The 23302-nt window shown below is 70.4% G+C and carries 14 protein-coding genes and 1 tRNA gene; 4 read left to right on the top strand and 11 right to left on the bottom strand.

The features are described from left to right. Nucleotides 1–261 precede the first annotated feature (261 nt). Genes AB0I03_RS15205 through AB0I03_RS15195 form a run of 3 tightly spaced genes read right to left on the bottom strand, consistent with a single transcriptional unit; the run spans nucleotide 262 to nucleotide 13423 of the window. Complete coding sequence (locus AB0I03_RS15205; protein ID WP_360412373.1) at nucleotides 262–3282, bottom strand: hypothetical protein; 3021 nt, start codon at nucleotides 3280–3282, stop codon at nucleotides 262–264. After that, the gene (locus tag AB0I03_RS15200; RefSeq protein WP_360412370.1) at nucleotides 3279–6365 is read right to left on the bottom strand and encodes a hypothetical protein; all 3087 of its coding nucleotides are present in this window, start codon (nucleotides 6363–6365) and stop codon (nucleotides 3279–3281) included. Before AB0I03_RS15200 ends, AB0I03_RS15205 begins: the two co-directional genes overlap by 4 nt. Further along, nucleotides 6362–13423, bottom strand: a complete 7062-nt coding sequence (locus tag AB0I03_RS15195; RefSeq protein ID WP_360412367.1) for a hypothetical protein — start codon at nucleotides 13421–13423, stop codon at nucleotides 6362–6364. Before AB0I03_RS15195 ends, AB0I03_RS15200 begins: the two co-directional genes overlap by 4 nt. A 435-nt stretch (nucleotides 13424–13858) precedes the next feature. Between AB0I03_RS15195 and AB0I03_RS15190 the strand changes: the two genes are divergently transcribed. Then, nucleotides 13859–14458 (top strand): NADPH-dependent FMN reductase, encoded by a 600-nt coding sequence (locus tag AB0I03_RS15190; RefSeq protein ID WP_360412364.1) that lies wholly within the window; start codon nucleotides 13859–13861, stop codon nucleotides 14456–14458. Nucleotides 14459–14649: 191 nt separating this feature from the next. Here AB0I03_RS15190 and AB0I03_RS15185 read toward each other — a convergent pair whose 3' ends face one another. Next, nucleotides 14650–15147, bottom strand: coding sequence for an HAD domain-containing protein (locus AB0I03_RS15185; protein WP_360412361.1), 498 nt, complete (start codon nucleotides 15145–15147; stop codon nucleotides 14650–14652). Nucleotides 15148–15400: 253 nt separating this feature from the next. On the opposite strand from AB0I03_RS15185, the gene AB0I03_RS15180 reads away from it, so the two are divergent. Beyond that, nucleotides 15401–15589, top strand: a complete 189-nt coding sequence (locus tag AB0I03_RS15180; protein WP_360412358.1) for a hypothetical protein — start codon at nucleotides 15401–15403, stop codon at nucleotides 15587–15589. Between the two features lie 90 nt (nucleotides 15590–15679). Here the strand turns inward: AB0I03_RS15180 and AB0I03_RS15175 are convergent. Continuing rightward, nucleotides 15680–15764, bottom strand: a tRNA-Leu gene (locus AB0I03_RS15175). A gap of 156 nt (nucleotides 15765–15920) precedes the next feature. On the opposite strand from AB0I03_RS15175, the gene AB0I03_RS15170 reads away from it, so the two are divergent. Next, on the top strand, nucleotides 15921–16934 hold the full coding sequence (locus AB0I03_RS15170) for a phosphotransferase (RefSeq protein WP_360412355.1): 1014 nt from the start codon (nucleotides 15921–15923) through the stop codon (nucleotides 16932–16934). A gap of 44 nt (nucleotides 16935–16978) precedes the next feature. Then, nucleotides 16979–18076 carry a C45 family peptidase gene (locus AB0I03_RS15165; protein WP_360412352.1) on the top strand — a complete coding sequence of 366 codons (1098 nt, stop codon included), beginning with the start codon at nucleotides 16979–16981 and terminating at the stop codon, nucleotides 18074–18076. On the opposite strand, the gene AB0I03_RS15160 is transcribed toward AB0I03_RS15165, so the two are convergent. From AB0I03_RS15160 to AB0I03_RS15135, 6 genes are all read right to left on the bottom strand, one after another. Continuing rightward, a complete protein-coding gene (locus tag AB0I03_RS15160) occupies nucleotides 18073–18882 on the bottom strand; it encodes an RNA methyltransferase (RefSeq protein ID WP_360412349.1) in 810 nt (269 codons plus the stop codon). The genes AB0I03_RS15165 and AB0I03_RS15160 overlap by 4 nt on opposite strands. 71 nt (nucleotides 18883–18953) lie before the next feature. Continuing rightward, nucleotides 18954–19988, bottom strand: a complete 1035-nt coding sequence (locus tag AB0I03_RS15155) for an SPFH domain-containing protein (protein WP_360412346.1) — start codon at nucleotides 19986–19988, stop codon at nucleotides 18954–18956. 100 nt (nucleotides 19989–20088) lie between these two features. Beyond that, nucleotides 20089–20535 carry an NfeD family protein gene (locus AB0I03_RS15150; protein ID WP_360412343.1) on the bottom strand — a complete coding sequence of 149 codons (447 nt, stop codon included), beginning with the start codon at nucleotides 20533–20535 and terminating at the stop codon, nucleotides 20089–20091. Nucleotides 20536–20635: 100 nt separating this feature from the next. Next, complete coding sequence (locus AB0I03_RS15145) at nucleotides 20636–21673, bottom strand: ferrochelatase (protein ID WP_360413069.1); 1038 nt, start codon at nucleotides 21671–21673, stop codon at nucleotides 20636–20638. Between the two features lie 16 nt (nucleotides 21674–21689). Continuing rightward, nucleotides 21690–22472, bottom strand: a complete 783-nt coding sequence (gene fabI, locus AB0I03_RS15140; RefSeq protein ID WP_360412340.1) for an enoyl-ACP reductase FabI — start codon at nucleotides 22470–22472, stop codon at nucleotides 21690–21692. Between the two features lie 51 nt (nucleotides 22473–22523). Then, complete coding sequence (locus AB0I03_RS15135) at nucleotides 22524–23228, bottom strand: beta-ketoacyl-ACP reductase (RefSeq protein ID WP_360412337.1); 705 nt, start codon at nucleotides 23226–23228, stop codon at nucleotides 22524–22526. Between the last annotated feature and the right edge of the window lie 74 nt (nucleotides 23229–23302).

The raw sequence follows: 23302 nt of genomic DNA, 5'->3' as shown, positions 1-23302 counted from the left end.
CACTGCTTGTTGATTTTATCGTGGTTGGGATAGTTGGTGATCGACGCGTCGTTCGGCCAGTCGTACTGGAGGGAGAACGGTGGGTTCTCGCTCGCGGGGCTGGGCACCCGCTGGGCCACTTGTGAGGGAGCCGTCGATGCCGAGTTTGCGGGCCAGGCTTGAGGCTCAACGCGATAGGGCGTTGCCAGGAAGTCGTGGGCACCTCGCGGCCGCTGCATAGGACTTCCATCGTAGTTCGCGGACCGTCCTGCGCTGTGGGCCTCAGAGCCTCCCGGTTCCGAGGCCCGCAAGGATGCCCGCGAGACCGGTGAGTGCGGACGAGAACTCGCGGCCCTCGGGGTCGGCGATGTCTTTCGCGAGTGCGGGCAGCTCGGTCGTCGGGAGGCCGTCCCAGCGGGGCTGGACCTCGCCTTCGCCTCCTGCCGCGACCGTGCGTCTCATGAGGTCGAAGGCGCTGCGGGGGCCGTTGAGCTGGGTCCAGCGCGGATCGGGGGTCGCGGTAGAGCCGGGTTCGCGTGGGCCGACGCCGAGGACGCGGGCCATCGCGGTGCGGCGCGCCTCGCGGACGGTCGCGCTCACGCCGTCCTTGAGGTCGTGGCCGACGAACGCGAGGTCGCAGGAGCCGTCGAAGGTGAGTCCGCGACGGGAGAACGTGGAGCCGCCGAGGAGCGCCCACACGTCGTCGACGACCGCGAACGTGCCGCGCAGGTTCTCGGGGCGGCCGGGGAAGCCGACGGGGTGGTAGGCGACGACCCGGTCGGGGTAGGCGTTCTGGAGGGTCGTGACGGCGGCCTGGCGTTCGAGGTGCATGCGCTGCGCGAAGGACTCGTAGCCGGTGCCGAACGGGATCCGGCGCGGGGTCACGAGGACCACCCGCAGGTCCGGGGCCGCGCTGAGGCGGGTGCCCAGGAGCGCGACGAGGTCGACCTTGTGCCCTTCGGTGGCGGCGGCGGTGGGCGACAGGAGTGTGGTCTCGATATAGACGAGGCGGCGCGCGTGCGCGATCGCCCAGCGCCAGGCCCATTGGGCGTCGCGGCGGCCCTGGTTCGCCGCGCGCGCTTCGCGTTTGAACTCGGCGACCCAGCGGTCGCCCGCGTCCGGGGCGAGCGAGGTGAGCTCGTTCAGCGGTGGCGGGAGGAGCCCACCGACCGCGCCCATGAGTCCGGCCCAGTCGTCGGGGAGGGTGTCGACGTCGACGAGTTGCAGTGCGGCCTTGAGCTCCGGTGACTCCACTGTGGGTGCGACGGTCTGGAGGACCGCGCCGGTCGCGTTCCCTGCGGTGCCCGTGGCGGCGGCCCAGCGGCCGTTGTCGAGTTCGATCAGGCGCGCGACGAGATGGTGCGTGCGGCGCAGGGCGGCGCGGGCGAGGTGCTGTCCGAGCGGGCCGGTGGCCTGGACGGCGGGTGCGTGTTCTTCTGGTCCGGCGGGCAGCCCGGGGCTGCCGCGGCGCGCGTCGCCGGACATGAAGGCCTCGGTGAGGTGGCCGGGTCCGACGAGTGACGTCCATTCGCCGGGGGTGGTGCCGTCGTGGCCGGCGACGAGGGTCTCGGTGCGGGCCATGGTCGCGAAGCGCGGCGACTGTCGCGGGGCGGCTGCGCCGAATGCGTCGAGCACGAGGTCGAAGTCGCTCGGCGGCGCCGTCGGCTCCAGGCCGAGGACGGGCGCGGGGCTGATGCCGCGGTGGTCGTCGGGGATCGCGTTGAAGGCGTTCGGGGCGGCGGCCGGGGTGGGGTCGGTGCCGCCTTCGCCGATCGGGTCGAGGTGGATCGAGCCGAACAGGCGCTCGCGGACTCCTGCGGGGCCGCGGGTCACGATGAGGAGGTCGAAGACCAGGCCTGGTGCGGTCGGGCGCGGGTCGGTGCCGACCAGGTACGGGTCGGGGACGCGGATGCGGCATTCGCCGCCGGGCGGGACGATCGCGCTGCCGCCGTCGCCTCGCTTCGAGAAGTTCAGCAGCGCAAGGGGAACGATGGCGCGGCCGGGGTCGACGCGGGGGAAGACGCGCACGAACGCCTCGACCGGCAGTGCCCCGGCGGGCCAGGAGACGACGACGTCGGGGGTCGCGCCGATATAGGCGGCGGAGGCTTCGGCGCGGGCGCGGGCGGCGTGTTCGCCCGTGAGGTCCTCGGCCGCGGCGAGGGGCAACGGGGCGAGCGGCCAGCGTTCGGCGGCGTCGGCGGGCAGCGGGAAATCGTCCTCGATACGGGGGCTCACGGCGAGGCGTGTGCCCGCGGCGCGGGCGATCTGCCCTGCGGCGCCGAGGAAGTGCTGGCCGGTGGTGAGGACGGTGAGGTCGCCGGCACCGACGGGCGGGGCCGGTTCGGCGGCGGTGGCCGCGTCGACCCCGGGCACACCGTCCACGTCGGTGCCGGTGCGGTTGCCGTGGAGGTGGAGGGCGAGGTCGACGACGGCCGCTCGGAAGAACTCGCGGTCGAGCACGGGCGCGCCGGTGCCCGTGGGCAGAGCCGGGACTTCGATGGCGGCCGTGGCGAGCTCGCCGTCGGGCAGGAGCCCGGTGCGGATACCGGTGCCGGTGGCGGCGAGGGCGCCGCCCCAGTCGTGGACGCCGCCGCTGAGGCGGCCGCCGGTGCCGATCCGGACGCCTCCGCGGCCGGAGTGGTCGTGCCAGGGGTTCCCGAACAGGTCCACCAGGTGCAGGCGCACGCGCGGTTCGCCGAGCGCGGCGATCTGCGCGAGCGAGCCGTTGCGGTTCGCGTCGGTGACGTCCGCGGTCGTACCCTCGTCGCGGCGGTGCAGAGGCGGCATGGCTTCGAGGAGGTCGCGGAACATGCACGCGACGGCGATCGGGTCGATGACGAGGCCGCGGTCGTCGTGGAAGGTGAGGCGGCCGGGGCCGAGGTCGTCCCCGGCGCGCATCGTATCGGGCGGGCCGGGCCTGCCCGCCGGAGTCTCCGCAGGGGGCGTGCCGCCGCGCAGCGCCGCGTAGAACGGGGTGGGCCTGCGGTGCGCGCCGCCGTCGTAGCGGTCGGCGATGAGCCGCCGGAGCCGAAGGGCCCCTTGTGGATGGAAGCGTAGGACGGCGACCGCGCCGGAGAGCGGCGCCCCGGTGTGGTCGGTCAGCGCGGGCGCGCCGACGCGCGACCAGGTGAGGTAGCCGTCGATCGGCGCGAGCCAGGGCGCGGTCAGGCTGAGGCTCAGCCCGGGTTCGTCAGCGGTCGGCAGGGAGTCCGCCCACTTCGCGGACAGCTGCGCGGACGCGTGGCCGAGTGCTTCGAGGCCGGTGGTGTTGAAGGCGGTGCTGGCGAGGACCGGATTGATCACGGGGTGCTCCAGGTGGCGGAGGTGCGGCGGCCGAGCGGGTCGGTCGCCTCGACGGACACCGAGGCCGGGGTGCCGTCCAGCCGGGCGGTGACCCGGTACGGGTCGGCGGCGGTGGCACGATGCAGGTACAGCGCGGGCGCGCCGGCCGGGACCAGTCCTGTGTGGATCGGCAGGTTGGCGACCTGGCCGCGCAGCACCGTGGTCGCGGCCGTACCGGCGGCGGTGTGCACGGCGGTGACTGCGACGGTGAAAGCCCCCAGGCGGGTGCGCGTCCGGGAGGCGTCCGTGGCGAAGGCGACCGTGGTGCCGCCCGCAGCGGAGGTGACCGAAAGACCGGTGACCTGCGGCGGGTTCGCCGAGGGGACGACGACCTCGACGGCCGGGCCCGGTTGCGAGCGTCCCGCGATCTGCCCGAGGTCGGGGTCGGCGGCGGCGGTCGCGACCGCCCGGTAGAACACCGGGGTCCACGTCGGGAGCGCGGTCGCGTCGGTCAGTTCCCAGTGGAGCTTCCCGTCGCGGGCGGTCGCGGTCGCGGCGTCGGCGGTGAGGATCGGGGCCCCGGCGGCCTCCGGGGTCACGGCCTTGGCGCGGTGGTCCACGCGCCCGATCGCGATGCGGTCCACCGGGACCTGCGCGCTCGCGACCGAGGCCGACAGGCGCACCGTCGAGCCTTCGACCCTCGCGACCAGCAGCGGCGGGGCCGGTTCGAGCCGGACGGGTGCGGCGACGGCGAGATACCGGTCGGCGTCGGCAGGGAGCGGCCGCTCCTGGCCGGTGACGCTGACGGCGGAGATCCCGTAGAAGTGGATGAGCTTGCCGCCCTTCGGGAGGGCGATCTCGAGGCGGGGCTCGACGAGCTGCTCGGCGTGGCGTCGGAAGGCGCGCCGGGCCTTGTGGAAGTCCTCGCCGCGCAGTGCCTGGAGGCGTTCGGCGGCAGGCATGTCGAGGTTCGGGGAGGCGAGGCCGAGTTCGCGGGCGATCGCGGTCTCGTCGGCGACGTAGACCGTGTACGTCGGGCCCGAGCCCGACCAGTCGAGGACGGCGCGGCAGATCCCCGCCGAGTCGGGGAGCGAGGCCCAGCGCATCGGCGCGGTCGTCACGGGAGCCGGCGGCAGCAGCGGGCTGTGCACGGCCGCGCCGACCGGTTTGGAGAACGCGCCGAGCGTCGCGGGGCGGACGCGTTCGGCCGCACGGGCGCTCGCCTCGACCCGCATGCGCGGATGGGTCGCGTACGGCAGGGCGATCCCGGGGATGCGGCAGCGGTACGTCCGCAGGTCGCCGTCGCGCTCCTCGATCACCTCGGTGACGCCCGTGGGCGGGGAGTCCGGGGAGGCTCCGGAGAACGAGATGATCCGGTCGGCGGTCGCGGGGCCGCCGGGGATGAGCACCGTGCCGTCGACGGGCGGGGCCGCGTCGTCAGGATGCTCGAATCGAAAGACCTTGAGCCGCAGGTGCACAGCGATCGGCGAGCGGTCCGACCAGTCCCACGTGAACTCGACGACGGCCTCGGGCGAGGTCCCGTCCTCGTCGACTTCGACGCTGCGCACCGCAGGCCGCTGCGGATCGACGGTCACCCGCTTGTGGTCGACGGAGGCCCAGCCGCTCCAGCGGCCGAACCAGTCCTGCGCCGCGACGGCGAACCGCGCGTCGATCGACTCCCCCGGGAACTGCTCGGGCACGGCGGCGGACGTGAACCGCGCCCGGTCGGTGTCCCCGGCCAGGCCCGGGACGAACACCCGGTGACCGCCCGAGGGCCGCTTGTCAAGGGCCGGTTCGAGAGCGGAGCCGCCGACCGAGCGGAGCACCGCGAACGTCGAGGGCCCCATGCCGGATGCCGCGGCGGGACGGTTCGCGGCCCAGGACACCTCCACCGACTCCAGCCACGGCAGGTCGCGTCCGGCGGGCCGGTCCAGGCGGGGCGTGTCTCGGTTCTCGTTGGTGCGCACCACGGTCGGCGCGGCCGGACCGGCGCCGCCGATGACGACGAGCGCGGCCAGGTCGTGGTCGAACGGGACCGAGATCTCCCGGTCGCCGACCTTGACCGCGAATTCGGCCTTGTGCTCCAACGTGACCATGAGCAGCAGGCTCGTGGACGCGGTCTGCGCGAGCCCGTGCGTGAGCGCCCAGGGCACGGTCATGAGCTTGGAGCCGTCGATCGAGGTGCCGAAGCCGAGCGCGAGCGCCCCGTACGGGTCGGTCCCGGCCGCCAGCAGCGCCGCACGCAGCGGCGGCAGCTTCGCCTTCGAACCCGCGCGCCAGCGCTCGGGGGCGTCGGTGCCGTGCACCGACTGCGGCACGTTCAGGGCCCGCTCGACGACGAGGCCGGCGTGGCGGCTGCGGTCGCCGGTCTCGGCCAGCATCTCCGCCAGCTGCTCCATGACCGGTTCGAGCTCGCCGCGCACGAGCGCGTCCGGATCGGGCGGCTCGAACGGCGGCGCGGCCTCCCCGGTGTCGGTCGCACCGGGCCAGAACCCGGCTGGGGTGCCGCGCCCGACGCGGATGACCGCGGCCTTCACCGGATCGGTCATCGCCCCGACCGGGCCCTGCGGGTCGAGCGGGTACTCCCCCGCGAACCGCTTGTCGACTGGGAGGCCGACGTGCTCGAGCAGCTTCCAGTTCGGGTCGTCCACGTGCTGTTGCAGGTCGAGGACGGCCATGGCCGTGACCGTCGCGCTCCCTGTGGTCGTGACCGACCGGATCGACGCCCCGGTCAAGGTCACGACGGCCCCGGTCGCCGGGCCGATCGCGATCTCCTCGTCGACGGCCTGGCCGGCCCCGGACGGGCCCGAGTGCGCGCGGACGCGCACCTGCCCTGACGGGATGTCGAGGAGGACGCGGACCGTCGCGGCGGCGCGCTGGCCCGGCCACGTGTGGAGGGTCAGCCCGCCCCTGATCCGGCGCGAGGACGGATCGACCTGCTTCGGCGCGGAGGAGGACTTCGGCAGGTGCCACACCTTGAAGTGGTTCGCGGGCAGTCCGAGCGCCGGGTCGGTCATCCAGCGCAGCGCGGCCCGCGCGCCGTCCTTGGTGTCGATCACCGAGCCCCAGGCGCTGAACAGGTTCGGCATCACGGTGCGGTTCATGGCGTCTCCCAGGCGGGACGGTCGAGGGCGAACTCGCCGAGCAGTTCGGCGGTGTCGGTGGCGTCGAGGTCGAGGAGCGGGTGCAGGTTGCGGGCCAGGCCGAGTGTCACGGTCGAGCCTCGCGCGCCGGGCTTGAGGAACGCGAGGGTGCGGGCGCCGCTGGTGTCGTGGACGAACCGTTCGACCAGCGCGGCCGCGGGTGCACCGGCGGGCGGCGGGACGGGGAGGTCGAACAGGAACCGCTTGCGCTGCTCGGCGATCGAGGGAGCGGGGGTGTCCTGGGTGAGGAATCCGGGCCGCAGGAACGTCCCGCCTTTGGAGACGGGTGTGGCCGTGGAGGGCACGATCTCGTCGACGAGGAGCCATTCGGCGCGGTCGAGGCGCCAGCGTTCGATGTGGACGCCGTCCTCGGCGTAGGCCGGTTGCGGTTCGAGGCGTCCGCGCCACAGCGGTTCGGGCGTCTCGATGTAGATCGCGATCGGAGCGGCCACCGGGTCGGCGTTCCACAGGACGGTGATCTGCGGGCCGACCGGGCGTGGGCGGGCTTCGAGTCCGGCGGCGGTCAGGGCCCGGTCGAACTGGTCGTCGCCGGCCGCGGTGTCGAGTGCGATGAGCGCGGAGGGGTCTTCGATCCGCTGGGAGACGACTCTGCATTCGCGTACGGCTTTGGCGAACGCGGCGCGCGTGCCGTACTGCGAGGTCGTCATGCGCTGCCGGTGGAGGGGGCGCTCGCCGACCTCGTTCTCGCGCGGGGTGGGTTTGACGATCGCGCCTTCGCCGTCGAGGGTCTCGATGTCGACGACGTAGTCGGTGACCGGGTCGAGCCGGAAGTCGACGACGGCGCGGCCGTGCCGGTCGCCGCCGGGTGCGAAGTCGCGGCAGGGCTTGTCGCCGAGCATGCGGTGCGCGGTGGCCTCGAACGGCGAGAGCACGAGGCCTTCGATGCGTTCGAAGAGGCCGTCGAGCATGATGCGCGTGAACGGGGCGTCCGGGGTGCCTTCGGAGCCGCGGAAGGAGGCGGCGCGGGCGGCGGCCCGCAGCGTCAGGTCGTAGGCGGCGTACAGCTCCATGACGTCGTCGGTGGCGAACACGAACACCACCGGGTCCTCGTGGAAGTGGTGCGGCTCGTCGGGGGCGGGGAACTGCGCGAGCATCCACGGTTCGAGGCTGCGCGGCGCTTCGGCGTCGGTGAAGAACGTGCGCTTGTCGGTGAGCGCGCCCGTCGTCCACTTCGTCTGGATGACGTTCGGGTCGCCGCCTTCGCCGTCGACGGGTTTGCGCCCGGTCTCGGCGGTGTAGTGCACGAGGACCTCGTATTCGGCGTCGGGGAGCAGCAGGGCGTGCGCGGTGGTGTCGAGCGATTCGGCGAGGGCCGCCTCGTTGTCCTCGGCGAAGGGCGCTTCGGCCTCGTGGCGGTTGCGCTCGCGGACGGAGAGCCCTTCGAACGCGACGAGGTACCAGGACGGGGCGACGAGCCCGAACTGCCCGATCGCGGTGGCGAGTTCGCGCAGGCCCAGGTCGATGTGGAAGGCGGGCCGCCGCGGTTTGGCGCGGACGAGGAACTCGCCCTTGCCGTCGTGGTCGGCGGCGTAGGTGCGGGCGAGGCGGACCTCGTCCCACCAGGGGCCGGCGGTGTCGGTCCAGCGCGCGGGCAGGTCCGCGTTCGTGTGGACCCGCGTGACCTCGAGGTCGACGGGGCCGAGGTCGTTCAGTTCCGCGTCGAGGGCGGCGGCCGCGAAGAGGCCGGATTCGACGAGTTTGACGTCGGCGACGATGAGGAGCGTCAGTGTCTCGTGCGGGCCGCCGCTGACCCGCAGGACGTCCCGAAGGCCTTTGGAGCGGGCCTCGTCGGCGGCTTTGAGCACGTCGCCGAACGGGCCGTCGGCCAGGTCGGGCGGGAGGGCCCCGGTGAGCAGTTCGTAGGGTGCTTCGAGGACTCTCGCGTCGCACAGCTGCGAGCCGCGCGCGGCGGCCTTCTGCTGGAGGGCCTTGGAGGGGCATTTCGCTTGGGAGCCCACGACTTCGGCGGCGCGGTGGGGCAGGAGTCCGTCGAGCGGGGAGCCGGTGCGCCAGGTCTCGCGCACGAGCACGCCGGTGTCGACGGGGCGCCCGCGGCGGCTGCCCGGGTCGTCGGGCCAGGCCTCGCCGAGGAGGTCCCAGCCGTTGCGGTCGGGCCCGAGCGGGCTGTCGAGGAAGGTCCACAGCATGCTCGCGGGCTGCGCGACGGGGGTGCAGGCGTCGCCCCAGAGGGCGTCGACGATCGTGTCGAGGGCCGCGCCTTCCAGGATCGCCTTGTCGGTGTTCGTCGGTTTCCAGTCGAGCATCGCGAGGTCGACGGGCATGCCGTCCCCGCTGCCGCTGTCGGTGCTGTTGCGCCATGTGTAGGGACGGGGCCCTTCGGTGGTGGCCGCCGAGCCGGGCGCGGCGGGGGCGCCGTGCCGGGCGACGAGCCGCAGTTCGACGCTGTTGACGTGGTAGCGGACGTAGACCATGCCGCGCTGCTGCCAGCCGTCGATGCCGGGGGGCGGCGCGCCTTGGAGGGTGCCGTCCACTGCGGACGCCGGCAGGATCGGGGCGGCCTCGAACTGGAGCAGCGGGATCGCGTCGATCGGGACGCGGACCTCCACTGGTCCGGCGCTGGTCTCCACGGTCGGGACTGAGCCGTCCTCAGTGCCGCGGCACAGCACGGTGTCGATGCCGCGGTCGGTTCCGGTGCCTTCCACGAGGGCCGGGGACCGGCTCTGGAGGGTGAGGTCGCGGATGGGCTCGGGCGGCGGCGGCTCGTCGGGGTCGTTGCCGAGGGAGAACTCGACGCAGGCCTCGATGGTGAAGAACAGCAGGCTGACCCGGCCGCAGACTTCGCCGTGAATGTACGTCACGAGCTGCTTGGAGTCGGGTTCGCCGGGGACGGTCTCCATTTCGGCGGCCTTGACGGTGAGCTCGGCCCTCGCTTCGATGGAGACGATGATGAGGTGGAGCGCGCCTTGGAGGTAGAGGCGGCCGGCGAAGGTGAGCGGCGCGAAGCCGATGCCGGCGTCGAAGCCCGCCGCGACCTCGAGGTAGAGGCCGATGTCCCTGTCGCCCCAGGTGATCGACACGGAGAAGCCGGTAGCGAGGGAGAAGCCCTGGAGGCCGCCGTGGACGAGCGGGAAGTCGCTGATGCCGTCGCCGTGGACCATGAAGTAGGCGGTGGCCTCGAAGAATTGGAGGATCGTGGCGCGGATCGGCACTGCGATCGAGCCGATGTCCACATAGAACCCCTCCGGGTCGGGGAACGGGAACCCGGCCTCGATGGGGATCTGGAGGTGGAGGATCTCCTCGATCTCGTATTCGATCTGGATGCCGATGAACACGCCGCGCGGGCCGATGTCGACGACGGCGAGGAGGGTCCCGGTGGTCTGGCCGCGGGTCGGCGGCTTGGCGGTGAGCAGCTGGGCCTTGACGAACAGGAGGATGCGCGGGCCGGGCAGTTCGACGACGAGCATCCCCTTGACGTTGATGATCGTGCCGCCCTCGATGGTGCCGGCGACGACGCCGAGGCCGAACGCCCACGAGTCCAGCGACGCGGCCCAGCCGCCGGGGTCGGTCGGGTCGCCTTCCTGGATGGTGTCGAGCCAGTGCAGGGCGGGGCTGCGTTCGGTGACGACCTCGTTGCGGGCCTGGTGCATCGCGAACAGGCCGATGAAGCCGAAGATGCCCATCCCGGTGCCGCCGAGGGGGATGCCGCCGGGGAACTCGACCTCGATGGTCGCGAACACGCCGGTGGCGGAGCGGTCGCCCTCCTCGACGGTCTCGATGCGGACGTTGGCGGCCACACGGAGCCCGACCGAGGGCAGGGCCAGGTCGAGGCTGCCCTCGAAGCCGTCCTCGAAGATCTCCAGGTAGCCGCTGCCGACGAGCGTGTTCGGGATGTCGACGCCGAGGCCGATCGCGGTGATCGTGGGCGGCCCGAACGGTTCGACGGGCAGCCGGAACCCGAAGTGCTCCACTCTGAACACGCCGAGGTCGACGCCCAGGCCCAGGTCGATCTCGATGTTGAGCGGGTTCGTGCGGGCGATGCGTGCGCCGAGAACTTGGATGATGTCGCCGATGGCGTCCCCGAGCGAGGGCAGGACCTGCAGCGAACCGGAGTCCGCCAGGTCGAGCGTGTAGCCGCGAGAGGAGTCGAACACGGGCTGGAACCCGGTCGTGCCGTCGGGGTTGACGTCGAGGCCGAAGCCGATCGCCTTGTAGCGCACCTTGATCGGCTTGTCGACGGCGGTGGCGACGATGACGAAGCCGTCGATGGCGAGGTTGAGGCGGATGGCGCTCTCGACGTCGAAGAGGAGCACCGAGTGCACCTCGTCCTCGTCGTGGGAGACGCCGAGCTCGACCCCGTAGTGCGTGAACCGGTCGACGTGGGCGATGCCGAGCGCGGTGACGACGATCGGGACGGCGAGCGAGACGACCAGCGGGGCGATGTCGCCACCGTCCGCCGCGTCCGCCGCCGTCGAGGCGGTCAGCGGGGCGAGGGCGAAGTAGAGGCCGAGGAGGTCGCGCCATGGGTCGTCCGTGGGCGTGTCGCCTTGGCCGGGGATCTCGCCCCAGCTCCACAGGCCGTCGGTGTCGCCGGCGGCGGCGCGGGCGACGAGCGTCTCGGTGAACGTCGCCGTCGACGGGTCGTGGGTGACGGTGATCCGGAATTCGACCTCGCCGTCGTGGAGGTTGGGCGGCCCTTCGCCGAGCTCCGGAAGGTTCTCCTCGTCGCCCTGTTCCAGGCCGGGACCGACCACGTCGAGGTCGCCCCGGTAGCGGCTGAGCGCGTTCTCGTGGGCGGTGTCGAAGTCGACGACGCCGCGCAGTTCGGCGGCGATCGGGACGGGGTCCCTCTCCCAGCGGATGGTCGCGCCGATGCTGTGGAGCCAGTCGGGACGGTTCGAGTGGGGCGCGTCGACGGGGAGGTGTTCTTCTTCATCGCGCACCACGTCGTCGCGCCGCAACGTGCCGGTGTAGTCGTCGGTGCGCGGCGCCTCCTCGCGGATGAAGGAGGCGACCGCGAGCCTGAACTCGTAGTCGTTGTAGTTCGGGTCCGCTCGCCTCGCGTCCCATGCGGATCGGCTGTCGGGCGTCTGCTCCTCGATGAGCCGGGGGTCGGGCGCGCTCGCGGGGTAGCCGTTCTCGCCCCAGGTGTGGATCTCGATCTCGTCGGGCCGCAGACCGGGGAGTTCCCGTTGGAGGCGCAGGGAGAGGGCCTGCGCCCGGCGTTCGCTGAGCGCCAGGTTGTAGTCGAATCGGTCCCGGTCCTGGGTGCTCGCGTAGGCGTCGATGCGGATGCGCGGTCGCGTGCCGTCGGCGCTCTGCGCCTGCCAGCTCCGCAGGAAGGGTCCGTAGTCGATGTCATCCCTGCCGCCGCTCCGCGCCGAGACCGGCCTGCTGCTCAGGGATGCGCTGGTGACGGTCTCCACCGTTCCAGGAAGCCCGTTTCCGGGTTCCATGAAGTGGAAATGCGCCGTGATGCGTTCCGGCGAGGAGTCGGGCGGGGTCGTCCAGTCGACCCTGAGGGGTCGCGAGGCGCCCGGGGCGAGCGGGAGGGTCGCGCGGCCGCCGGTCACGGTCACGCCTTCGATGACGCCGTTCGGCGGATCGAGCTGGATGGTGACCTGGTTCGGGTCGGACTGGTCGACGATGGTGACGCGTTCGGTCTCGGGTTCGAGGTGGACCGCTGTGGCGGTGTCCTCGTCGTCGGGCCTGGGCCGGTTGAGTTCGAGGACGGCGTTGAGTTCGAAGATGATGTACCGCTTGCGGTCCTCGCGGTCGGTGACGCGGATGACGACCTGCTGGTCGTGGTCGAACAGCCGCATCCGTTGCAGCGCCGAGAGGTCGCGGGGGTCGTTCGCGGCGATGAAGGCGTCGAGCTCGGCTGCGCTGCCGGCGTGGTCGTCGGCCGCGCCGTGGTCGAGCCCGTGGGCGACGGCGACCGAGTAGGGGGCCGCACCGCTCGGGATGTCGATCATGAGCAGGTAGTTCTCGGTCTCCGGCTGCATGTTCGAGGTGATGTTCGCGGACTTGCGCCGCAGGTCCGCGAAGTCGCCCGGTTCGGCCGCGACCGAGGTGATCTCGACGGCGGTGCGGTCGACGCTGAGCAGGCGCAGTTCGACCTCGAGCGCGGTGCCGCGGAAGTCGACGTCGAAGCTGAGGTCGCCCCAGATCGCGGGCTCGGGTTTGAAGCCGATGATGAGGTCGCGCGCGCCGACGTTCCCGGCGAAGCCGACCGATTCGGCCTGGGAGAAGAAGAACCGGAACTCCGGCAGGTGCAGGCCGGTGAAGTCGACGCCGAGTCCGAAGCGTTCGAGGAGGTCGGGCGGGGTGTTCGATGCAGAGAGGTCGAGGACGACCTTCTCCAGGCCGATGCCGAACTTATTGCCGTCGAAGAGGGCCAACGGGGGCCGCATCTGGAAGAGGGACGCGACCTCCTCGTCGGGTTCGTTGAGGGTCTCCGCACCCCAGGAGGTGATGTCCGCGTCGGCGTTCGTGTCGGCGGCGGAGTCCTGGTCGACCTGGAGCACGATCCGCGGCAGGTCGAATTTGACCGCCCGCAGCTCCCGGTTGGTGTGCGGTTTGAGGAACGCGCCGTCGGGTTCGGCGCCCGTGAGGCCGGGGAAGGTGATCGTGATGAGGTTGAAGAGCAGTTCGAGCCGGAACTGCGTGTTCGGATAATCGCTCGGTGCGCCTTCTGCAGGGCCGAGTGCCTCCAGGACCCCGCGGAGTCCGGTATCGGTGACGTCAGTGGGCACGAGGCATGCGGCGGCCCTTCGCGCGACCGAGAGCCGGAAGTCGACGGTAACGTCCTTGGGATCGAAGACCAGGTCGTCGGTGCCCGAGCCGAGCGAGAAGCCAAGGGCCGCGGTCGATTCGTCGGCGACGCGTGCGACGCCGTACACGACGACGCCGTCCTCGTCCCAGGACTCCTCGTAGGTGTCGACGAACAGGAATTCCAGGACGCCGTTCACTTCGTCGCCGAGGTCGACACCGATGAAGAAGTAGGGGCGGAGCAGGTCGACGAGCGCGAGGTGTCCCATGGGGGCTCCTTGGAGGAGTACTCGATCGGCCCGGCAGGAGAGGGCCGCATCGCTGAGTATGTCAGCGACACACCGTCCGCAGGGGACGGTTCGTAACCAATCAATCACGATAATACGGAGATTTCGGCGGCGCATCACGGCGCAAAATGCGTCAATTCATCCACACCAGAACAGCTAGAGTCGGGAAGTTGACGCCACACGTTCTGGGCCTGAAGACGGTGCTCTCGACAACTCACCACCAGCCTCGACCCGCAGGCCCGGCGCTCGACTCGGGTCACCGAGGACCGCTTGCAGGCATAGTCGCCGAGGTTGGTGGAGTACCGGTCGATTGATTGGCACTTTCACCAACTGTCGGTAATCGCGGCGGTTCTCTACGACAATCGATCTCGGCGTCGACGGGCCCGTCGGCGCCCGACTCGAAGTACCGGAGACACCATGACTTACCAGATCGGCTACCTCGTCGGCAGCCTCGCCACGGGCTCGATCAACCGCACGCTGTCGAAGGCGCTCATCGCTGTGGCACCCGACGACCTCGAGTTCACCGAGATACCCATCGGCGATCTTCCGCTCTACAGCTGGGACTACGACGGCGATTTCCCACCGGAGGGCAGGCGGTTCAAGGAGGGCATCGAGTCCTCGGACGGGCTGCTGTTCGTCTCCCCGGAGTACAACCGGTCGATCCCCGGGGCGCTGAAGAACGCCATCGACTGGGGCTCGCGTCCATGGGGGCAGAACTCCTTCGCCCGCAAACCCACCGGCATCATCGGCGCCTCACCAGGCGGCGTCGGGACGGCGGTGATGCAGTCGTCGATGCGCAGTGTGCTGAGCTTCCTCGACGCGCCACAGCTCAACGCCCCCGAGGCGTACATCACTTACACGCCAGATGACTTCGGTGAGAACGGGTCGGTGACGAACGAGAGCACCGCCAAATTCCTGCGCCACTATATGGAGGAGTATTGCGCTTTCGTACAGCGAGTCTTGGCCGCCAACGCCCCCGGGCACATCGGCGACAGTGATCCCGCCTCGACCAAATAGGCCTGTCGGGTCCCTGCAGTGCGGTTGCAGCGGCGCACGCCGCGTCGTGCGCGGCCTCGAACTGCTCCTACCGGCCGGGGTCGAACTCGCCGGACTTCGAGAAACGGGTGACTTGCGGCCGCGTCGAGGTGCCATGCAGGTTCGACCGCATCATCCGCTCGCACCACTCCCTGGGTCGGACTGGTCAGTTTTCAGACGCTGCGAAGCCAAACAACTAGAGCTTCAAGATCCTGGCTCGTGATGCCAAGGAAGCCGTCAACGGGGCGCAGCAAGGCGTGGCCATGGTGACTAGCGGCAACCCATTCGACATCAGTAGCGGTGATCTCGTCGTCGACCCAGGCGAACGGGCGACCATTGGCCCACGCAGCCAGGGTGCGAGTCTTCCAATGCAGGTTGAACCATCGGTCTTCGCGTTCGTCTTCGCCAGATGGTTCTGGCCAGTGCACTACTCGCAACGGAGGCAACCCGAGCCGAGGTGCCAATACCTCGTTGGCCTCATCTTCCCAAGTGGTGGCCCAGATCAGCTCACATGGCAGTGCGGCCAGCCGACGCCCCAATTCAGGGCTGATTCCTGCGAGGTACGCCTCCGCGGCGGTAGGTCCCGACCAGGTGCCATTCGGCTGGCTGAAGGGGACCACGGTTTCATCGACGTCAAGAAAGAGGAGAGGTTGCTCGGCAGGCCCGATCATATCCCGCGCAGCTTACGCGCTGGTGGTTCCAGGACGTGCCGCTCGTTGTTCCGGACCAACTGACCATCGCCGAACTCAGCCGGAAGTCTTAAGACTGCAGCTGGCCGATCGGGCGGTAGTCCGCAGCACGATATTCGGCGCAACCGCAGGCGAAGACGTGCAGGTCCCCGCTCTCGTCGACCACGACCGTCTTCCACTCATCGGCAGGTCCTTCGGTGTACCACGCCCACGCCGCGGGAACTGCTACACCTACGTGTCGATCCTGTCCGACCGCGGGGCGCCGATCGATCGCATCGCCGACCTCGTCGGGCACCAGGGCATCGCCACTACCCGGATGGTGTACCGACACCAGCTCAAACCCGTCATCATCGAAGGCGCCGAACTGATTGACGACACCGTGAGCGACTGGAGCTGGGACCTAAAGGGACGGAACATTGGCTAACTTTTGGCTCACCCCTAGCAGGCGCCAACGGAACGAGGCAAGTGGAAGCATGAAAAAGAAGGCCCCGGTTTCCCGAGACCTTCGAATCTGTGCGCGAGGGGGGACTTGAACCCCCACGTCCATAATAGGACACTAGCACCTCAAGCTAGCGCGTCTGCCATTCCGCCACTCGCGCGTGCACAGAGAAGTGTATATGTAGTTTGTTTTGCCTGCCAGGTGGGCTTTCCTGCCCTCCGTGGCACGAGACGAAACTTTACACGATGGGTCGGCGGTAGGCGCAAGGGGGGTTCACGGTCGGGCGGACGGGCCGGCGGCGGCTAGGCTTGGAGGCATGACCGTGACCGCGCCTCGACTGCCTGACGCGGCCTTGACGCATTGGGATCTCGGGCAGGTCTACCAGATGCAGCGGGTCCAGACCGGGCTGATGAACCGGTCGTGGCGGGTCGATACGTCGTCCGGGTCGTACCTGCTGAAGTTGTTCCGGGACGTCACCGGCCCTGAGCTGCAGTTTCAGTTCCACGTGCTGCAGACCCTGGGGGGCTCGGGAGTGCCGGTGGTGCTGCCGGTGCTCAGTCGGGACGGGCGGACCACCATCTTCCTCGAAGGTGAGGAGTTCGGGGTCTTTCCGTGGGTCGGGGGACGCCACCGGTCCGGACTGTCGATGTCGCGTGACGCCTGCCGCGACCTCGGATCGGTCATCGGGCGGCTGCACCGGACCCTGCATGCGTCGATCCCCGCCGACCGCGCGCCGAAGGCCGAGAACCCGCCCACGACGGAAGCGGCGCTGCAGAAGGTCGACCGGCTGCTGGAGCTCGTCGCCGCCGGCCGGGGAGACAAGACCGGGTTCGAGGCCGTCGCCGAGCAGACGCTGCGGTTGAAGCGGGGGCTGCTGGTCAGGCTCGGGGACCGCCGGCCGCCGGACCTGCTGCCGCAGTACACGGGTTACACGCACGGGGACCTGCACCCGCACAACGTGCTGCACGGACCGGACGATCGGATCTCGGCGATTCTCGACTGGGACCGGTTGGTGGTCTCGTCGTATGCGCGGGAGATGGCCCGGGCCGCGGTGTTCTACTTCACGTACGGGGACGAGCGCGGGTTGGACTGCGATCGGATCCGGGCGTTCGCCGGGGGCTACCGGTCGGTCTTCGATGTCGGGGAGCCCGAGATCGGGCTGGCCACGCACCAGCTGTGGTGGGACCGGCTGACCGACAACTGGGTCATCGAGTGGCATTACGTGCGCCATAACTCGGCGTGCGACCACCTGCTGCCGGGGCAGACCGGGCTCGTGAAGTGGTGGACGATTCACTACTCGCAGGTGGAGCAGGCCCTCATGGGGCGGTAGGAAGTCGCTGGCTTCTCGCTATCGCCTTTGTCACAATGGGCTTCATGACTTCACTTCCGCTTCTGCACCTTCACGGCAGCCCGCATCAGCGGGGTCTGCAGCACGGCGAGGAACTGCGGGAGGCGATCGCCGCCAATGTCGCGGTCTACCGCTCGCGGATGCTGACGTCGGGGGTTCCCGAGCATGAGCTTTCGGAGCGTTCTCGGCGGTTTCTCGAGCAGTTCACGCGGGCCGATGCCTCCTATCGCGCGATGATGGACGGCATCGCCGCGGGGTCGGGGCAGGACCTCCTCGACATCACGCTGCTGAACGCCCGGTACGAGCTGCTGTACAGCGCCTGGAGCGAGTTCGGACGCCCGACGGCGGAGAGCATCCGATCCGAGTGCACCGCGTTCGGCGGCGGCGACGGCGTGTTCGCCGTCTCGGGCACGCACATCGGGCAGAACTGGGACTGGTTCACCGGTGTCGAAGGGGCCCTGCTGCAATGGGAGCACGGCGACACGACGGTGATCGGATTCACCGAGGCCGGCGTCGCCGGGGCGAAGATCGGGCTCAACAGCGCCGGGATCGGCTTGTGCATCAACGGACTCGGCGCGTCGGCCGACGACTGGCGCCTCGACACGGTGCCGTTCCACCTCAGGACGATGCGGGTCCTGCAGTCCACGAGTCTCGCTGCGGCCGTGGGCCATGCGGTGGCGCCGCGGCCCGCCTGCTCGTCCAACTTCTTCATCGGCAGCGCCTCGGAGGGGGTGCTCACCGTCGAGACCTCGCCGCTCGGGTCGCGGGTGATCTACCAGGAGGGCACTGCTCCCCTGGTGCACGCCAACCATTTCCGGAATCCTGAGGCGCTCGGGGTGTACCAGAGCTGGCTCGAGACCGGGCGGGTCTCGACCTATCACCGGTGCGACCGGATGGAGACGCTGCTCGCCAAGGAGTCCCCGGTGTCGACCGAGCGGCTGCACGCCGCCATGCGGGACCACGAGGGCGGGCCGCTCGGCCTCTGCCGCCACCCGGTGGAGACGGATCCCGTTGAGCTGCAGACGCACACGGCGTTCGCCGCGCACTTGGAACTCGACGCGAAGCGGTTCTCCTACACGTGGGGCCCGCCCTGCGAATCCGAGTTCGCGACGGTGAGCCTCTAGCGGGGCGTCGCCTGGGACAGCTCCCAGCAGGCCACCGCGGTCGCGGCGGCGACGTTGAGGGAGTCGACGCCCGCGTGCATGGGGATGACGACCGTGCGGTCGCAGGCGTCGAGCGCGGCCGCCGTCAGGCCGGGGCCCTCGGCGCCGAACATCAGGGCCGGACGCTCGCGTTCCTCGGCGCTCACCTGGCCGATGTCGATCGCGCCGCGCGACGGACTGAGGCCGTGCAGCGTGAACCCGGCGTCGCGGACCTGGGCGAGGCCTCCGGGCCAGGGCTCGAGGTAGGCGTACGGCACCGCGAACACCTCCCCCATGCTCACGCGGACGCTCCGGCGGTAGAGCGGGTCCGCGCAGTCGGGGGCGAGCAGGACGCCGTCGAAGCCGAGACCTGCGGCGACCCTGAAGATGGCTCCGATGTTGGTGTGGTTGTTGATGCCTTCGAGGACGACGAGGCGGTGGACGCGCTCGAGGAGTTCGGCCGGCGCGGGGAGTTCCTTGCGGTGGAACGAGGCCAGCGCGCCGCGGTGGACGTGGAAGCCCGTGACGGATTCGAGGACGTCGGGGCCGGCGGTGTAGCAGGGGGCGTCGTCGGCGAGGTGCGCGAGCTGGTCGGCGCGTTTGGTGTCGATGAGCATCGAGCGCATGCGGTAGCCGGCGCGCAGGGCGCGGCCGATGACCTGGTGGCCTTCGGCGATGAACAGGCCGTGGGGCTGCTCGAAGCGGGTGCGGAGGGCGAGGTCGGTCAGGGCGCGGTAGTCGCCGAGGCGCTCGTCCTCGGGGTCGCTGATGTGGATGACGTCGGGCACCGGGCGATTCTCCCCTACTGCACGCGAAACGCCCCCGGGGCCGTCTGGCTGACCGGGGGCGTCACGTCGAACTAGGCCGGGGCGGGCGGGAGTTCGTCCTTGATCTTGCCCTTGCCGATGTCCTGGACCTCGCGGGCGGCCTGCTCGGCGGCTTCGAGGGCCTGGGCGGCGGAGTCGTCGAGTTCGAGGGCGCTCGTGTCGACCTCGATCTCCTCCTCGTCCTGGACGGTGTCGCCGGTGATGCCGCCGAGGGCGTTGCCGATGCCGCCGAGGGCCTTGGTGAGCTCCGCCGGGACGACCCACACCTTGTTGGCGTCGCCTTGGGCGATCTTGGGGAGGGTCTGGAGGTACTGGTAGGCCAGGAGCCGGTCGGTGGGCTTGGCCTTGTGGATGGCCGCGAACACGGTCTGGATGGCCTTGGCCTGGCCGTCGGCGCGGAGGACCTCGGCATCGCGGGCGCCCTTGGCGCGCAGGACCTGGGACTGCTGCTCGCCTTCGGCGTTGAGGATCGCGGCGCGCTTGGTGCCTTCGGCGTTGAGGATCGCGGCGCGGCGGTCGCGCTCGGCGCGCATCTGCTTCTCCATGGCGTCGCGGATGCTCAGCGGCGGTTCGATGGAGCGCAGCTCGACGCGGGTGACCTTGAGGCCCCACTTGTCGGTGGCCTTGTCGAGCTCGGCGGCGAGGCGGGCGTTGATCTCCTCGCGGCTGGTGAGGGTCTTCTCCAGGTCGAGGGAGCCGACGACGTTGCGGAGGGTGGTGGTGGTGAGCTGCTCGACGCCCGCGAGGTAGTCGTCGATGTTGTACACGGCGGCGGTGGGCTGCGTGATGATGTAGTACAGGACCGTGTCGATCTGCACGCCGAGGTTGTCGGCGGTGATCACGGGCTGGGGCGGGAAGTTGACGACGCGCTCGCGGAGGTCCACTTTGGCTCGTACGTTGTCGACGAACGGCACCAGGAGCCGGGGCCCGGGTTCCAGGGTGCGACGGTACTTGCCGAGGCGTTCGATGATGTAGTTCCACTGCTGGGGAACGATCTTGATCGAGCGGAAGAGCACGATGATGAAGAAGATCGCGACTATCAGCAGCAGTACGCCTACGGGGTCCATGGTGTTCGGCCTCCAGTGGTCTGGGATCGGCGGGCATTCACTTGGCTTCGGGCTTCGCCTGTCTCGAGGCGATGCGGAAAGGCTATACGGGCACGTCCAGTCAGCTCTGCTTCCAGACGATGACGGTGGCTCCTTTGATTTCTACCACTGTCACGCGGTCGCCGGGTTCCAGCTCCTGGTCGGGCTCGAGGGGGAAGGCGGTCCAGTTGTCGCCGGCGATCTCGACGAGGCCGCCGGAGCGGTCGACCTTCTCGATGACGCGGGCTTCGGCGCCTTCGATGGCGCGGGTGCCGAACGAGCGGGGGGTCTTGTCGCTGCCGGAGTCGCTTTCGAGGGCCTGCTTGAGGAAGGGGCGCAGGCCGAAGATGGAGGCCACGGAGCCGGCCCCGAAGAGCACGGCCTGGAGCCAGAAGGGTGCGCCGAGGGAGGCGCCGATGCCCGCGAGCACCGCGCCGACGCCGACCATGGCGAGGACCAGGGTGCCGGTGAAGAGCTCGATGGCGCCGAGGATCACAGCGGCGATGATCCAATAGAAGACGGGTTCCACCTCTCAAGCATGTCATGCGGTGGCGTCCAGCGGTGATTACGGGCCGGGCCCGCGTCCTGGTGAGGACGCGGGCCCGGTGGTTCGCAGCGGTTCGGGCGCTTCAGCGGCCCCGGTGCTTCTCGGGGGCCGGGGGCCTGCGGGCGGGGCAGCAGCCCTCGACCGTGGGGTCCCAGACCGGGAGCTTGCCGAGGCGGCGCAGGGGCGCGCCCTGGACGCGTTCGGCGACGAGGTCGCGGAACATGCCGACGATGTCGGGGACCTCGGGCGTGCCGGCCCGGAGGTAGCGCAGGCCCAGTTCGGCGGCGGTGTCCTTGGCCTCGTTGTCGAGGTCCCACAGCACTTCGATGTGGTCGGAGAGGAAGCCGACGGGGCTGACCACGACGGTGTCGACGCCTTCGGCGGCGATCGTCTTGAGGTGGTCGTTGATGTCGGGCGCGAGCCACGGCATCGACGGCGGGCCCGAGCGGGACTGCCAGACGACGTCGATCGGCCCGGTCCAGCCGGCCTGCCCGGCGACGAGCGCGGCGGCCTCGGCGACCTGGTCGGAGTAGCGGGCGCCTTCGGGGCCCGAGCACTCCTCGGCGACGCTCGGGATCGAGTGCGCCGTGAAGACCACGCGGGTCTTCGACTGGTCCTCGATCCGGCCCAGGCTCCGCTGGAGCTGCGCGGCGAAGCCGCCGACGAAGCCCGGGTGGTCGAAGAAGTGCCGGACCTTGTCGATCACCGGCGCGGTGTCGCCGATGGCGGCGCGCGCGGCGTTGATGTCCTCCACGTACTGGCGGCACGAGGAGTACGAGCCGTAGGCGCTGGTGCACAGGGCGAGGGCGCGCTTGACGCCGTCGCCGGTCATCTGGGTGACGGCGTCGACGAGCATCGGGGGCCAGTTGCGGTTGCCCCAGTAGATCGGCAGGTCGATGCCGCCGACGCGGAACTCCTGGCGGAGGGCCTCGAGGACCTCGCGGCACCACTGGTTGATCGGCGAGATCCCGCCGAAGTGGTAGTAGTGCTCGGCGACCTCGGCGAGGCGCTCGTCGGGGATGCCGCGGCCGCGGGTGACGTTGCGCAGGAACGGCAGCACGTCGCCAGGGCCTTCGGGACCGCCGAACGAGACGAGGAGGACGGCGTCATAGCCATTCATGCTCATGGCGGCTCCGCTACTGTTCGGTGCGCTCGACCCCGACGGCGTGGAAGCCGCCGTCGACGTGCAGGATCTCGCCGCTGGTGGCCGGGAAGAGGTCGGACAGGAGCGCCGCGCAGGCCTTGGCGACCGGCTCGGAGTCCGTGAGGGACCAGCCGAGCGGGGCGCGCTTGGTCCAGGCCTCCTCGAAGGCCTCGAAGCCGGGGATGGACTTGGCGGCCATGGTGCGCTGCGGGCCCGCGGACACGAGGTTGACGCGGATGCCCTTGGGGCCCAGGTCGCGCGCGAGGTAGCGGTTGGCGGACTCGAGTCCGGCCTTGGCGACGCCCATCCAGTCGTAGACGGGCCAGGCCTGGCTGGCGTCGAAGGTGAGGCCGACGATGGAGCCTCCGTTCCCCATCAGCGGCAGGCAGGCCATGGCGAGGGCCTTGTAGGAGAAGGTCGAGACCTGGAGTGCGGTCGCGACGTCCTCCCACGGGGTGTTGAGGAAGTTCCCGCCGAGCGCCGACGGCGGGGCGTAGGCGATGGCGTGCAGGACGCCGTCGATGCCGTCCACGTGCTCGCGGACCTTCGCCTCGAGGCCGGCGAGCTGCTCGGGGTCGGTGGCGTCGAGCTCGATGACGGGGGCCGGGGTGGGGAGCTTCTTGGCGATCCGCTCGACCAGGGACATGCGCCCGAAGCCGGTGAGGACCACTTCGGCGCCCTGCTCCTGCGCGTACTTGGCCACGCCGAAGCCGAGGGACTGCTCGGTGATCACCCCGGTGACGAGCAGTCGTTTGCCGTCCAAGAATCCAGTCATCTGTTCCTCCGTCGTTATTCGTGCTTGCAAATATGGGGCCCGTTGTGGGGGCTAGTGGCCCATGCCGAGGCCGCCGTCGACGGGGATGACCGCGCCGTTGACGTAGCCGGCGTTGTCGCCCGCGAGCCAGGTGACGGCGCCGGCGATCTCCGCGGCGGTGGCGAAGCGCTTGGCGGGGATGGAGTCCAGGTAGGCCTTGCGCTGCGCCTCGGGGAGCGCGTCGGTCATGTCGGTCTGGACGAATCCGGGCGCGACGACGTTCGCGGTGATGTTGCGGGAGCCGAGTTCGCGGGTGATCGAGCGGCTGAGGCCGACCAGGCCGGCCTTGGACGCGGCGTAGTTGGTCTGCCCGGCGTTGCCGTAGAGGCCGACGACCGAGGAGATGAAGATCATGCGGCCGAACTTGGCGCGCAGCATCTTCGAGGAGGCGCGCTTGGCGACCCGCCACGCGCCCTTGAGGTTCGTGTCGACGACCCGCTCGAACTGCTCGTCGCTCATGCGGAGGAGGAGGGTGTCGTCGGTGATGCCGGCGTTGGCGACGAGGATCTCGACGGGGCCGAACTTGCCTTCGACGTCGGTGAACGCGGCGTCGACCGAGGCGGTGTCGGTGATGTCGCACTGGACGCCGTAGAGGCCGTCGGGGGCGCCGGTGCCGCGGTGGGTGACGGCGACGTTGTCGCCCTGGGCCGCGAAGGCTTGGGCGATAGCGAGACCGATCCCGCGATTGCCTCCGGTGACGAGGACCGTGCGCGCCATTGTTCGAACTCCTCAAGTTTCTTTGTACGAAGCCACCGACGATCGTAGCGACGGGCCCTTGCAGTGGCGAAGGG

The sequence above is a fragment of the Glycomyces sp. NPDC021274 genome (genome assembly GCF_040641195.1).
In the GTDB taxonomy this organism is placed as follows: domain Bacteria; phylum Actinomycetota; class Actinomycetes; order Mycobacteriales; family Micromonosporaceae; genus Glycomyces.
Note: the sequence above shows the minus strand (reverse complement) of the source record. Positions and strands in the feature narration are given on the sequence as shown.